The following is a 14,958-nucleotide window of genomic DNA, read 5'->3' on the forward strand; positions in this document are numbered from 1 at the left end:
TTGGTGCAATGAAACCAATTGCAGAATGCCTTTGCACCTGTTTTTAATAATACTTATACTGGAAAATACGGAGTTTTGCTAATTCTCTTGTTTTAATTATTTTCCTTAATAAAGGATGTCGCAATATTCATGTTAAAATGTTTTTAATTTAGCCCTTTTAAAATTGTATAGACCTGTATGATTGCTTTGTAAATCATGGACATGGCAGTTTAAAAACGGATAGTGTGCCCCTTCATAAAAGACTCCGAAAATATCCGATTTGATTTTAGTTATTCTTTTTAGCGAGGCCATGCCTAGGGAATTACGCGTCATTATGGCTGGTTTTACTGGGGATTCTGATTTAGGTAACGAAACAGAAGCGAATCAAATCATACAAGAAAATTTTAGTTGTTCAACTTAAAATTGCAGATGGTTTTACCCTTTTTCTTGGGATTCTTCTGACGTAAAATAAGCCTGCATAGCAACTGTCTTGAAATAAAATTCAAGACGGTTGAATCGGTTCAAACGTCCAGCATTGTTTTTTCTTAATCATGGCATTCATTATGATGAGTAATTTGCGCATACAAGCAATTAAAGCGGCCATTTTAGCTTTTCCTGCCTCACATAATCGTTGATAGAACGCTCGTAATTGAGGATTGTGCTTAATAGCAACAAGAGTAGGCATATAAAGAGCAATTCGCACGGAAGCTCTACCTCCCCAAATAGTTCGCTTTCCTTTTAATGTGCCACTATCACGATTAAAAGGAGCTAATTCTGCTAAAGACGCGACTTGCTTCGTGTTTAATGCACCTAACTCTGGAAGTTCGCATAGCATAGCCATTGCGGTTACTTCACCTATTCCTTTAATACTGGTTAATATTTTTTTCTTTTCCTTCAAGGTTTCATCGTGACAAACAAATTGTTTTTGAATCGCCTCAATGCGTTCTAATTCTTTTTCTAAAACTTCCACGATACGTTGAATAGACTCTGCTTGTTCAGAAGTGGCTTTATCTAACCGGTTTTTCTCAGCAATAATCATATCGATCAATTGTCTTCTACGCGCATTATTTGCAGCCATAGCCTGTTGTTTTTCGTTATAAATAACATTGGGTTCAGGCTCCATCTTACTGGCAAATAGTGCAATTATTTCTGCATCAACTTTATCTGTCTTGGCTAATCGTCCAGATGCTTTCGCAAAATCCCTTATTTGTCGTGGATTAATAACGCACACATTAAGATTCACTTTGCTAAGTGCATTGCTCACTGAAACTTCATATCCTCCTGTAGACTCCAAAACAATCAGTGTATTGGGGAATAACTTTACTTTAGCAAGTAGCTTTTGAATACCTGCCATTGCTAAATTGCATGTATTTTCTTTTTGGAAGTATAAATACATCCAGATGTGCTTTTGATACATCAATCCCAATATAGATTTTTTCTTCTTGAAACATGATAATAAAGATCCTTTAATCACTCTGCCTTGTAGGTACGGGATCCGTGATCCCTGGCAACTGTTCGAGTTTGTTTAAGGGAATGAAGCGGCGATCAAGCTACGCTTCGGGTTCGTAACCCATGGCTGGGACGACCTGCCGCTTCTCTTTTTTATTACCGTACGACGATAATAAGACTTTATTAAATCATATTTTCAAGACACAAGGCTGGGCTAAATCGCGCGACTTATGCTAGCTATACTGCACTGCCCTTAATCAAATCCTGTGCTTAAACTGGATAGTGGGGGAGGCATTTGATTTTCCTTATCATCATGAGTCTTAAAAAAAGATGTTTTAGTTCTTTTTAGATTTCTTATCTCTTTATCTTTTATCCCTTCAGGGAGCATAAATGAATTATTCTTTTTAAGAACAGGTCTATTCTGCTCCACTAATTTTTTCCCAAAGAATCGTTCGAATAGACTGGATGTTTTTTCTTTGCTTGGTGTTTGCTCCATTGTATGTCGAGGAGTTAGACGCGGGGAATGAGTTGGGCTGTATGTTGGTTCTGAAATAGTCTCAGTTCGATCACGCCCTATATTATAAGAAAGAGGGCGTTCGTCCTCTTCAGATTTATCATATAATTTTACTTTGTCCTTTTGGGTAGCGCATACAGTTAATAAGTCTTTACACATTTTCTTGATATTTTTATCTTCTATAGTATTTAACAAGTGTATGGTACTTAAATATTCTGGGAAATTAACCACATCAAGGGGGCGCATAAGATTATTTTTGATATCCTCTAATATTCCTCTTGCTGCACTTTCAATTACCGACTTACCTTTCTTCGAAGTATCAGCCATTAGTTTAATAACAAAAACCCGCAGTGCATTTTGAAGTTTTCCTTCATTCACTTCTTCACCAAGATTACGGTATCCTTTTCCTTGTCTTGCACTATGAATAGCGGCAGCTAATTTACTTATTGCCTCTTCTTTTTCTTTGGATCCTTTTTTCATTTGTCCTATTTGGGAACTTCGTATTTCTAAGCTAGTTGCCAAGGTTCTCATTTCATCATTAAAATCAAAATAGATAGTTCCCTTTTCGGGGTTACTCTCCGAACCTAAAAAATGTTCTAGAGTATTCCAGGCATTATTAATTACCGTAGCAAACACCGCTACTTTAGTAGTCAAGAGGTTCCTTCTTACTAATAGTTCAGCACGTACAGATTCAGTGTCTGTCTGGGTGAATTCATTGGTAATTCTATTGTTTTGTATGTTAAGCCAACTTTGTTGTATTCTATAAATAATGGCACTGGCGATTTGATCGTGTACTTTTTGGATTTCTTTGCTTACATCTTCTTCTGTGGCCGCACCATTTTCAGACATAACCCGCTTTACTATTAATTGAACTTGTTTTTCCCAAAAGCTATTCCATGCTTCACTCTGTTTCATAGGCTCGAAAAAAAATTTATAAAATGTTGCTTTGGTATAACTTAGATTCGCTTCATTCACTCGAGGTTTCCATTGATCGAAGAGTTTACCAAATGATTCGAGTACTTTGTCCTCACATAATATTTCTAATAATTCCGTGGGTTCTTTTATCTGAACATTTCCCAGAGACGGTGTAAAAAATAATCTTCCATTTAATTTATTTAACAGTTCACCTACATCTTTATCGTCTACTGGTGTATTTTTCAGAGCATCGGATACATACTCTAAATATTCGACTAGCATCTCAGCAGCATTTTTCATTGCAAGATCCCCACTTTTAGTTCATGTTGTTTTATAGTTGGCGCCATAGTAGCATTTTATTTCAGCAAAAGGCAGCCATCGCCCATACAATCAGATAAAGCGCTTCCAATATGAATAAAATGCATTGAGGAGTGAGTAGGTTGAGTCATTCGATCCAACAATTTAAAGTACTTCTACTATATTTAAATTAGAGGCGTGTAAAAATCATCAATGTAATAAGTGATCGTGAATGTCCGGACTTTTGTAGGGGGAGCGGGGAAAAGGATGGGGGAACTACAGCGAGGGCAGTGTAATATTCGTCCCATAATTCAGAATTAAAAGGGCCTATCCAAGCACAGGCATTCATAGTAGAAGCCAAACAGGAAGATCCGATGGAAATTCAGCACATAAAAAAAGAAGTAAAACAATTTTTACTTAATTCTTTTAGAATTAAGGATATTGGCTATTCGGATAATATTTTTGATACAGGTGCCATGCATTCTTTATTTTTCATTCAATTATTAGTTTTTATCGAGAAGAAATATAAAATTGATCTTGAGGTCGGTGAGTTTGAGCCAAATCAGTTAACGAGTATTGATGCCATTGCTGGTTTTATTTCGAGTAAACTATAATTCAATATGGATAACCGAGATAAAGTTTTGGCTGTATAATGCATGCGGAATGGACACGACATGAAACAAAAAAAACTGACTCTTCTTGGCGCAGGAACAATGGGTTCAGGTATTGCACAACTTTTTGCGCAATGCGGATTTTATGTCACCTTAATTGATAATCGCCAATCGCAATTAGATAAAGCAAGAAACACAATAGCTAAAAATTTGCACTATCTGGCATTAACCCAGAATTTACCATCAAACCATTCTATTGAAACAATATTGGCATCCATTTCTTTTACAACAAAACTAGATGAACTCCAGCACTCTGAATACATTATTGAAAATATCCCTGAAAATTGGGAACAGAAGAAAGCGTTATACCAAGTATTCAATGAACAATGCAGTTCAACCTGTATTTTCGGGGTAAATACTTCTTCCATATCCATTACGAAAATAGCATCGCTTGTTGAGTATCCTCAACGTGTTATAGGGGTACACTTTATGAACCCGGCACCAATGATGCCTATGGTAGAAGTGATAAAGGGATATCACACGGATGAATTGACAATAGAAAGCACCAGGGTGCTACTTGAGCAAGTGCATAAAAAAATGATTGTTGTAAAGGACTCTGCTGGCTTTGTAAGTAATCGGGCAATGATGATTTTTATTAATGAAGCCATTTTTATGGTACAGGAAAACATTGCATCAATTGAAGACATTGATATTCTATTTAAACAATGTTTTGGGCATAAAATGGGGCCGCTGCATACAGCAGATTTAATTGGATTGGATACGGTTCTCTATTCTTTAGAATCCATATATTCAGCGCTAAACGATCCAAAGTACCGGCCATGCTGGTTATTAAAAAATATGGTTGATGCAGGGCTTCTTGGACAGAAAACGAAAAAAGGATTTTATCAATATGAATAGGGTTTGTTTGCACGCCATTCCTACTTCCCGCGGCTTGTCCGCGGGATCCACAGATTCAGGCACAGAGCGAAATTTCTGGCTCCCGCGGATAAGCCGCGGGAAGTAGGGGAGCGAGTTGGCCAAGATAGTAAAATGGTACAAACTCTAAGGAGAGGAATTTTGCCAAATTATCAACCTCGATATGTGAAGCAACAGCGATTTTTTAATCAATTCATCGAAAATTGTCTTCACACGCAAGCGCCAACTTTTGATAAAGAACAAAATATCCCGCGCGATTTTTTTTATACGTTAGCCCAAAATGGTTTTTTAGGCGCTTGCATTCCTAAACAATTTGGCGGGCAGCAATGGGATGAATTGACCATTGGGATCATGCATGAATCGTTTGCTAAAGAGCTTTGTTCCTTGGCAAATATTTTAACTGTATTGGGCATGGTGAATAAGTCACTCATACAGTTTGGTTCAAAAGTGCAGAAGCAAACCTGGTTACCCCAGATTGCATCAGGGAAAATTTTAGCTGCATTCGCATTCACTGAATCTAATATTGGTAGTGATTTGGAACACGTTGAAACTCAGTTGTTGGATAAAGGTGATGAATTGATTCTAAAAGGGAGTAAAAAATACATCACTTTAGGACAAATAGCGGATTTGTTTCTAGTTTTAGCAAACTGTCAAGGACAGCCTACTGTGATTTTAGTTGAAAAGGACACGCCAGGCGTAACTATTTCACCAATGTCTAATTTTTTAGGTTTACGTTCTAATATGTTGGCAGAAATTTTTTTTGATAATTGCCGCATCCCTAAAACAAATCTATTGGGGAGTATTGGTATGGGTTTAGCCTATGTGGCCCAAACTGCTTTAGATGAAGGACGCTATACAACAGCGTGTGGATGTGTTGGTTTAGGACAAGCATGCCTGGATGCGGCTCGTGGCTATGCCCAAGAAAGAAGACAATTCGATCGTCCATTAGATGAGCATCAGTTAATTCAAAAAATGATAGCTGAAATGGTGGTGCAAGTTAAAGCTGCCCGAGAATTGTGTTTTTATGCAGGAGAACTGAGACAACAAAAAAATCCGGCATACATTGCTGAAACCTTAGTAGCAAAATATGTTGCCTCTAAAATGGTTGTTTTTGTATCGAATCATGCAGTGCAAATATTTGGTGCAGCGGGTTTTGATGACGCTTATCCTGTTGAACGATATTATAGAGATGCCAAGGTAATGGAGATTATCGAGGGGACCTCACAAATGCACGAGATTCTCATTTCGAAGCTTTGCATCAATTAAAAAGGGTATTTTTATACAATGAGATCCTCTGAACAGTACCCAACAATTTGCTCCTTATTCGAAGAGCAAGTAAAGAAAAAACCGGAAAATACGGCAATTTATCTGGAAGATCGGCACATTTCGTATGATGCATTTAATAAACAAGTCAATCAATATGCACGATATCTGCAAAGAAAAGGGCTGCCATTAAATGGAATTGTTGGCATTCAACTCATGCGTTCTTTTGAAATGCTCGTGGCAATTTTTGCAGTATTAAAGGCAGGAGGAGCCTATTTACCAATAGATCCCCTGGCTCCTGTAATGAGAAATCAAACCATACTTGAAGACAGTCAAATCAAATTTCTCATCGTTGATGAGAGTTTATTATTGGCAGAAAAATCCGGATTATTAGATGATAAGGATAATCTGCACGTATTAAGTATTCGTGACAATGTGAGCCATGAAGAATGCCATAATTTAAACTTGCGCCGAGGAAAACACGATTTAGCTTATGTGATGTATACTTCAGGTACTACAGGCAAACCCAAAGGGGTCATGATTTCACATCAAGCCCTCGTTAATCGAATTCTATGGATGCAAAATACCTTTCCCTTACAACGCCATGACGTAGTATTTCATAAAACACATATTTGTTTTGACGTCTCTGTGTGGGAGACCTGTTGGTGGGCTATTGCGGGTGCTGGAGTAGCTCTCTTGCCGCCCCAAAAAGAACATGATATTAAGTTATTTATTCATATGATTGAGCAATATCAGCTCAGCGTCATTCATTTTGTACCCTCCATATTACGTATCTTTTTAAGTTATATTAAAGAAGATTTTTCGATAACTCGCTTAAGCTCGTTAAAGTATGTCTTTTCAAGTGGAGAGGTGCTTGATGCGCGAAGTGTTAATCTATTTAATAAGCTGTTTCAAGATCAAAAAACATTATTAGTCAATTTATATGGACCTACAGAGGCCACAATAGATGTTTCTTATTTTATTTGTGAAAAGCACAAATGTTATCGGACTATTCCAATTGGAAAGCCCATCCAGAATATTCAATTTTTTGTGTTAGATGAGCGACTTGATTCAACCGGTTTCGAACCCGGAGAACTGTTCATTTCCGGAATTGGATTAGCTCAAGGTTATTTAAATAATCCAGCGCTTACTCAGGCATCGTTCATAGACAATCCTTACTTGCCTGGAGAAAAAATGTATTGTACTGGAGATATAGTACGTTGGAATAAAGAGCATGAATTATTATTTTTGGGCCGTAAGGATGATCAAGTAAAATTACATGGTATCCGTATTGAATTAGGAGAAATACACTATCATTTATTAGCGCATCCCAACATTCAGGATGCAGTTGTAGTCTGCGAGAAAGTGGATTTTCTTGATCATCGAATGGTTGTGTTCTTAATTGCTAATAACCAACAAATAAAACCTAGTAATGCTGAGCTTAAATTGTTTTTAAAAAACAGGCTCCCAGAGTACATGGTGCCGGAGCATTATATATGGTTAAGCGCATTGCCAATAAAAGAAAATGGAAAAATAGATAAAGAGAAACTATTGAGTTTCATTTAGCCTAAATAACATCATGAAATAAAAATACTCAATTGGGTTGTTATTTAATTCAAATAAAAAAAATAACCTATATTTAAAATATACCAAAGAGTAAAGCAGGGTCCTTTTAATTATGAATGTAAATAACCACTCAAACAAAGTTGCTATTGTGGGTATGGCTGTAAAATTGCCTGGAGCCAATGATCTTGAGGAATATTGGGATCTCTTAAGGTTTGGTAACGAAGCGGTTAGTAAATTTTCTGCAGAGCAATTACAGCGGTCGGGCATTTCAGAGCAGTTAATCGATGCCCCTTATTATAAACCATATAGGGGAATATTAGATGACTTAGAATCGTTTGATACTCCTCCGTTTGCAAGTACCACCAAAAATTTTGAATTATTAGGCGTTCAAGGCAAAGTGATGTCCCATCTAACTTATCGTGCTTTGAGTACCATGAGAAGTCAGGCAAACAACTCAAATAACTTCATCAAAAATACGTCTGTTTATATTGGGGCAAATAATCAACCCGCCTCTCATTTCTTGGGCGCAGCCTATTACCAAGCGATTGATACCCAAAAAGCGATAGAAAGGTATTATTCAAAAGTAATCGCCCCCTATATTTCTTATCAATTTGGATTTCAAGGAAGCTCCATTGATTTATATACCGCGTGCTCGTCTTCTTTAACTGCTGTGATTCAAAGTTGTCGCGAGTTAAATGGTCATTTATGTGATATGGCAATTGCAGGTGCGTGCTTAATCGATTTACCTCAAGAAATTGGATATATTTATGAAGAGAATGGCTTATTTTCCTCTGACGGTCATTGTCATTCTTTTGATGCTTCAGCATGCGGCACTTTATACTCCAGTGGTGCTGGGTTGGTTGTTTTAAAACGGCTTGAAGATGCAATTGCAGATAATGATCAAATCCATGCGGTTATTATCGGAGCCGCTATGAATAATGATGGTAATTCTTCAAAAGAAGGATTTATGGCACCAGGGATTCATGGCCAATATACTTGCTTGCAGTCGGCTTGGAAAAATGCTGGGATTGAGCCAGGTGATCTTGATTATATTGCAGCCCATGGCGCTTCAACCAAATTAGGCGATGCAACAGAAATATATGCCCTAAAAAAAGCGTTCAAAGATGTTACAAAAACTCATCGTTGTCCACTAAGCTCGGTAATAAGTAATCTGGGCCATACGGGTATAGTATCCGGTATGGCTTCAATCATTAAAACGGTACTTATGCTCCAAAATAAAGCTATTGTTCCTTCAATTAATTTCGAAACTCCGAATCCAGATTTTATGTTGGACGATTCGCCCCTATATATTGCCACTGAATTTCAAGATTTTCCCACAATTAAAAAACACTATTTAGCTGGAGTTTCTAGCTATGGCGCGGGAGGAAGTAATACACACCTGGTTATGCATAGCTATGATGAATAAGTGGTCACTCCGTATCAAGCGGCAGGGTGTAGGTGAGGGAGTTTTTTTCTTAACTTAGCCTGATGATTCAATACCCGAATTCGACTTCAAGGGGATAAAACGATTCAGCTTACCTGAATACAAATAGATAATTTCAGGCACCTCAAGAATCGTTACTTTGGCATCAGGAAAACCTACGTTGCTTAACCGTAAGCGTATCTTCTCTTGCAATTGGCGTTTGTTTACAAAACCATTGGTTACAATCTTAATGTTAGCTCCATCTATTGTTTGTTCGACCTGATATTCCTGAATATTTTTTTCTGGCAAAAGCGCTCCTAAAAAAAGCGAATGATGCACAAAAATATTGCCAGGATAAGTAAAGTCACATCCAGGTCGGCCTTTAGGTGCTTTTATAAGCTGATAATGGATGCCGCAATCACAGGTTTTATTTAAAAATAAAATTTCGTCCGAGTTTTCATAGCGGATTAGCGGCAAAGTATAATTATATAAATTAGTGATATACACTTTGGTTGCCATAATTCCTTTATCAACAGGGCGATTTTGTTCGTCCAGAGGCTCAATAATACATTGATCATCATTCAAGTGCATCTCATCCGTATTCGCCCGGCAATTTAAGCCGGCCATCCCCTCGGTACAGCCAAATATATTAAAAATATCCACTTTAGGCCAAGTTTCTTTGATTAAGGCTAAGGTTTGTTCAAAAAGGGGTTCTCCGCCAAGAAAAAGAATCTTAGGTTCGATTTTTATTTGTCCTTTTTGAACTAATTGACATACTTTGTGAATGTATGAAGGAGCGGCGGTTATGACTTCAGGAAGAATTTGATTGAGACGAGTAATAACTACGTTTAAAGGGGTTACAGCCATAGGCAGAAAATACGTATTTTCATTATGCAGCCAAAAAGTTTTTGCTAAAGAGTAGGCGGCAATAGCCGTATTTGTTACAAACAGGCTTACCGTTTTTGAATTTGCATTTAGTTTTGTCGTTACAATGTGTGTGCGTTCATTATTGTAGAGTGGGAAGCGGATGAATGCAGTGTGAAAGGTAATCCATTCATCCCAATCATAAATAAATATACCCCGTTTCCCACTGCTTCCTCCAGTTGCCACGACATGATAATTGGAGAATAGATACAATGTGTCAAGTCGATCATTTTTTTGTCTCATATGCTTTTCAACTAAGGCTAATGAAAGCTTAGGATTGGTGACAATTGCATCCCAATTTTCCATTAGGATGGTTTTATTTATAGTAGGAAGCTCATCTAATCGCTCTTTGGTGAAGTTCTCTACATTGATTTTTGCGAGTGTTTTTTTATACCAAGGAGATTTTGATTTGGCATGAAGTAATAATGCTCTCAGCCTTTTATTGATCAGGTCTTGCAGTATTTCTTTGGAATAGCGGATTGCTTCTCGATTTTTTTGAAATTGCTCTTCGAAATCTCGAATATGATGTAATGTTAATTCACGTGGAGTTATTGACCTATAATTCTTCTCAGAGGTTCGATTAACCAAATGATTGAGCCTGTTTAAGAAGCGAAAAAACGACATATAATTACCTTTCTTATACCCATTCGCATGTTTTTAATCCTTTGATTGTAGTATAGATTGTTTTTTACCTTTGTTTGATGTATCAGTGGGATTTGGCTAAATCTTGAATAGGTGATTTGCCAAAATAACGACTATATTCGCGACTGAATTGAGATACACTCGAATACCCTACATGAAAGCTGGTATTGGTTACATCCATGATTCTAGCAACTAAAAGGTTGCGCGCTTCCTCTAATCGTAAAGTTTTCTGATATTGAAGAGGACTCATTAGTGTTAGTTTCTTAAAATAGGTATGAAAGGGAGACAGGCTCATACCGGCGATTTTTGCCAGATCTTCTATTTTTGCAGCTTGATTGTAATGGCTCTTAAGCCAAGAAATTGCTTTTGAAACTTTATAGGTATTAGAGTCTAATATACCAATTTGCGCAATTGATGCTCCAATTGGACTGCGTAATAATCGGATCAGAATTTCATCGATTACCAATGGAACGAGTAGATCTACATCCTCTTGATTAAGAATGATTTCCATTAAACGAATGGCTGATTTCACAATATTTGGGTTACTCTTCCCAACATAAATTGGACGAACATCCGATTTTTTGGGGACACCATGAGGGAAAATTTTTAAAATCAGTTCAGCCATTTTATGCGGGTCAATTGGAATGACTAAGCAAAGATAGGGTTTTTCTTTGCTGGCCTCAACAACTTTTACGTTGAGAGGAACCTCAGCAGCATACACTACCATGTTGGAATGGTCATAATTAAAATAATTATTAGTCAGCGAAACGGATTTTGTTCCTTGAGCAACAATGCACATTCCCGGTTGAGCCAGGCTATAGGTTTTTTCATGTGTTGTTTTTGAGGCCCTAAAAACATGCAGTCCTTCAACGTTTAAATCAAATCGATCATCATGAGGGGCATATTTTTCTAAAAGTTTTGCAAGTTTATATAAATCCTCTTCGTCGGGAAAATCATCCTGATTTCCCGCAGTGGGGAACTTTGTAACATTGTTTACTTTTGACATACTATTTACCTCAAATATCATGATAAACGATTCAGATCGTTTGTCCACCATCAACTACTATAGCAGCTCCAACAGTAAATGCCCCGGCATCCGAGCATAACCAGATAACCGTTTCAGCTATCTCCTCGGGTTTTCCCATTCGTCCAACAGGTTCCTGAGCGATAACTCGTTGTCTTCCCTCATTTGTACCTTCGGTAAAGCGATCCATCATAGGCGTTTCAATAATGCCAGGGCAGACGGCATTAATGCGAATATTTGCATCGGCGTAATCGAGTGCTGCTGATTTAGTTAGGCCAATCAAACCGTGTTTGGTTGCTGCATAGGCAGCTTGTCCCCGAAATCCTTTGACTCCGGCACCTGATGATGTATTGACAATAACGCCGCCACCTTGTTTTAACAGCAGCGGAATTTGATGTTTCATACAGAGAAATACACCTTTTAGATTGACAGCTAGTAGTTGGTCCCACTCTTTAAGTGTAATATCAATCACTGGTTTTAGGGGCTGTTCAATGCCTGCATTATTAAAGGCAAAGTCCAATCGCCCAAATGTTTTAATTGTTTGATCAAGGGCACTTATGATCTCCTCCTCATTGGTAACATCGCAATTGATTGGAAGTGCTGTGCCTCCCGATTTTTTAACAAGATTTGCTGTTTCCTGCACGTTTTTATCAGATAGTCCAGTTGCGATAACTTTAGCGCCTTCGCGGGCGAATGCAAGGGCTGCTGCTCGGCCTATGCCTGTACCTGCTCCGGTAATAAAAGCCACTTTTTCACTAAATTTAGTCATAATCATCACCTTTTCTTCCTATCCCATGCATCCTCGTGTCTTTTTAACCGTTAAGTGCGCGGGGATTATTCGAGTTGAAGTGTTGCCATATCGATGACAATTCGATGGGGCACTTCGCCTTTTTCCAAACGTTCAAAAGCATCATTAATCTCATTCATTCGAATAATTTCGCACTCGGGGTGAATATTGTGTTCAGCACAGAAATTTAGAACCTCCTGTGTTTGCCTAATCCCGCCAATTAAAGACCCCGCTACGCTACGATTACCAAAAATCATTGGCATGGTATTTGGTTCTTCTAGAGGGCCAACCTGTCCTACGATGACAAGAGTACCTTTGACATCGAGAAGTGGTATATAAGGGGTAATATCATGCTTGACGGGGATGGTGTTGATGATGACATCGAGCGAATTCTCTGCTTGAGTCATTGCCTCATCATTGCTTGAAATCAAGACATGATCAGCCCCTAATGAAAGCGCTGATGTCTGTTTTGCTGCCGAATGGGTAAGTACGGTTACCGATGCACCCATGGCTTTTGCAAGTTTTACCGCCATATGCCCCAAACCACCCAGGCCGATAACACCAACGCGACTATTGGGGCCGACGTTATAATTGCGTAAAGGAGAAAAGGTAGTAATTCCTGCACAAAGAATCGGTGCGGCACGGCTGATATCCAGCATATCAGGCACAGAAAGTACGAAATTTTCATGAGCAACAATATGTTTTGAGTAACCACCATACGTTATATTGCCTGAAATTCTATCCGGGACGTTGTAGGTTTGAACGCTTCCTTCCCGGCAAAATTGTTCTTCACCTTTTTGACATTGGTTGCATTTATGGCAACTATCGACCATACAACCGATTGCAACATTATCCCCAACTTTGTATTTAGTAACATTTGGACCAATCTCAATAACTTTGCCAACAATTTCATGACCAGGTACCATTGGGTACTGGCTGAATCCCCAATCATTCTTAACCTGATGAAGATCCGAGTGGCAAATTCCACAGTAAAGAATTTCAATTGCCACATCATTAGGGCGAAGATCACGTCTTTCAAAATGGAAAGGTACTAGCTTAGATTCTGATGAGTGTGCGGCATAACCAATCGTTTTCATTAAGAACTCCTGTTTTTTCAAGTCCTAATATTCGTCTATTAGAATAGTCAATTTCTAAGTTAATTGTAGGAGGAAGGAAGTTAAAATTATTGACTGATTATTTTTAATGTTTGCCTATTCCTTCTAATTAAAAGAACAAGAATTAAAAAAATAGGAGCACAACGGTTTAGCAAGGTCGGGCCATGTCGAAGCCCTATTTGGGACATGCCACTTTATGGAACCAAATAGCTCTTCGCGAATAGGTTGGTTCGCTTGCCCCACCAACTTGCTTCGTCATTTTCAGGTATTTTTTTAGGGGCGTTGAAAATGCTGTTTCTCGATTTACTCACGGTAAGTGTTGTAGCTAATTCTGCTTGGGAGCTGTTTAGTGTAGTTAAAATTTTAACGGCCTGAGTTTCTGTGAATTTTTTAAACAATTGAGTATTAATAAAGATAAGAGCCCTTTTCTCAATGGTGGGATATTCTTTCTTAAATTCGACAGCCCCCCGGAGCATTAGGGTTAGAGTTTCTCTTTTATAAATATTAAAATAAATATTTTTTATTGTATTGTGGTGCTCATGGATCTGGGCACATGCATTATTAAAATCAACAATAGCTTTTGGAATTTTATTATTTCTTCTAAGCCTTTTATATTGTCTTTTTGTGGGCACAATACCTTGTTCTGCTAGTATTTTCAAAGAATAGGCATAATTGCTTTTTGCATTACTTGAGTATTTTGCAGGGGATGGGTTTTGCTGATTTCTTGGGCGAAGTAATAATTTTCGAAGTTGTTTTTCCAGTGTATGCAAAGTGGGCCTATGTTCTGGCTTGGGGGCTAGACATAGTTGAATCAGACGATTGATATCCGAAGATGGCTTTAATACAGATTGCATCATAGAGCCTAGAGCGTAAACATCCATGCTTTTTTGGGCAGATATCGGCGTTTTCGACCAGCATTCGGGTGCAATTTGCGTATATTTCTTTTTTTTTGACATCCGATCTTCATTAGAGTCTACAGCAAAGATATCAGGATCGAGTAGCTCATCTTTCTTTACGGAAATACCACCATCAAGTAAATAACTTTTACCAGAGTTTATGTCATAATGGATATTATCTGCTTTTAAATCCAGAACAATATATCCCTTATTATGACAATCTTTTAATGCTTCAATTGCAGAAATAAAAAGTTTTATCTGTTGCATTTGATTAGTAAAATGCAACTTCTCATAGGGTATGCCAACAATATAAGGAAGCACCAGGCGATAAGTATTCTCTTGTTCTATTAATTCAATATTTTGTGTAGGGTAAAGAGTCTTGAAAAATTGATATTTATTATAAACTTCTTTAAAACCAATATCATCTTGATCCCTAGGCTTAAGTACTGCACATGATCTTTGACCATCAGCGGATTGAAATTTTCTTGCTTTGGCGTATGTTCCTGAACCAATGTTTTTTTCTGGATAATATTCTGTTTCTCCTTCACTTTCGTAACACGATTCCTCAGAATTATCATCATCATGGAATTTATAGTTTTTTGGCATATCCTTTGCCC

General features: G+C 37.8%; 11 protein-coding genes and 1 pseudogene. 5 read left to right on the forward strand and 7 right to left on the reverse strand.

Annotation, left to right across the window (positions count from 1 at the left end; all coding sequences use genetic code 11):
• Nucleotides 1–481: 481 nt before the first annotated feature.
• Nucleotides 482–1,430, reverse strand: a pseudogene (locus tag DY223_RS02545) (IS110 family RNA-guided transposase).
• 251 nt (nt 1,431–1,681) lie between these two features.
• Nucleotides 1,682–3,157, reverse strand: coding sequence for a hypothetical protein (locus tag DY223_RS02550; RefSeq protein ID WP_058457901.1), 1,476 nt, complete (start codon nt 3,155–3,157; stop codon nt 1,682–1,684).
• 371 nt (nt 3,158–3,528) lie between these two features.
• On the opposite strand from DY223_RS02550, the gene DY223_RS02555 reads away from it, so the two are divergent.
• From DY223_RS02555 to DY223_RS02575, 5 genes are all read left to right on the forward strand, one after another.
• Nucleotides 3,529–3,768 carry an acyl carrier protein gene (locus DY223_RS02555; protein ID WP_058457902.1) on the forward strand — a complete coding sequence of 80 codons (240 nt, stop codon included), beginning with the start codon at nt 3,529–3,531 and terminating at the stop codon, nt 3,766–3,768.
• Nucleotides 3,769–3,828: 60 nt separating this feature from the next.
• Nucleotides 3,829–4,683, forward strand: coding sequence for a 3-hydroxyacyl-CoA dehydrogenase family protein (locus DY223_RS02560; protein WP_058457903.1), 855 nt, complete (start codon nt 3,829–3,831; stop codon nt 4,681–4,683).
• Between the two features lie 159 nt (nt 4,684–4,842).
• Entirely contained in the window at nt 4,843–5,967 is a 1,125-nt protein-coding gene (locus DY223_RS02565; protein ID WP_058457904.1) for an acyl-CoA dehydrogenase family protein, read from the forward strand.
• Nucleotides 5,968–5,985: 18 nt separating this feature from the next.
• Nucleotides 5,986–7,530, forward strand: coding sequence for an amino acid adenylation domain-containing protein (locus DY223_RS02570; protein ID WP_058457905.1), 1,545 nt, complete (start codon nt 5,986–5,988; stop codon nt 7,528–7,530).
• 112 nt (nt 7,531–7,642) lie between these two features.
• Complete coding sequence (locus DY223_RS02575) at nt 7,643–8,956, forward strand: beta-ketoacyl synthase N-terminal-like domain-containing protein (protein WP_058457906.1); 1,314 nt, start codon at nt 7,643–7,645, stop codon at nt 8,954–8,956.
• A 54-nt stretch (nt 8,957–9,010) separates the two neighbouring features.
• Here DY223_RS02575 and DY223_RS02580 read toward each other — a convergent pair whose 3' ends face one another.
• The 5 genes from DY223_RS02580 to DY223_RS02600 form a co-directional block, all read right to left on the reverse strand.
• Entirely contained in the window at nt 9,011–10,501 is a 1,491-nt protein-coding gene (locus DY223_RS02580) for a phenylacetate--CoA ligase family protein (RefSeq protein WP_058457907.1), read from the reverse strand.
• An 82-nt stretch (nt 10,502–10,583) separates the two neighbouring features.
• On the reverse strand, nt 10,584–11,525 hold the full coding sequence (locus DY223_RS02585) for an AraC family transcriptional regulator (RefSeq protein WP_058458094.1): 942 nt from the start codon (nt 11,523–11,525) through the stop codon (nt 10,584–10,586).
• 31 nt (nt 11,526–11,556) lie between these two features.
• The gene (locus tag DY223_RS02590; RefSeq protein ID WP_058457908.1) at nt 11,557–12,312 is read right to left on the reverse strand and encodes an SDR family oxidoreductase; all 756 of its coding nucleotides are present in this window, start codon (nt 12,310–12,312) and stop codon (nt 11,557–11,559) included.
• 65 nt (nt 12,313–12,377) lie between these two features.
• Nucleotides 12,378–13,427 carry an NAD(P)-dependent alcohol dehydrogenase gene (locus DY223_RS02595; RefSeq protein ID WP_058457909.1) on the reverse strand — a complete coding sequence of 350 codons (1,050 nt, stop codon included), beginning with the start codon at nt 13,425–13,427 and terminating at the stop codon, nt 12,378–12,380.
• A 212-nt stretch (nt 13,428–13,639) separates the two neighbouring features.
• Entirely contained in the window at nt 13,640–14,947 is a 1,308-nt protein-coding gene (locus tag DY223_RS02600; RefSeq protein WP_160116267.1) for a protein kinase domain-containing protein, read from the reverse strand.
• Nucleotides 14,948–14,958: the final 11 nt, after the last annotated feature.

This window comes from Legionella bozemanae (genome assembly GCF_900450575.1).
In the GTDB taxonomy this organism is placed as follows: Bacteria; Pseudomonadota; Gammaproteobacteria; order Legionellales; family Legionellaceae; genus Legionella; species Legionella bozemanae.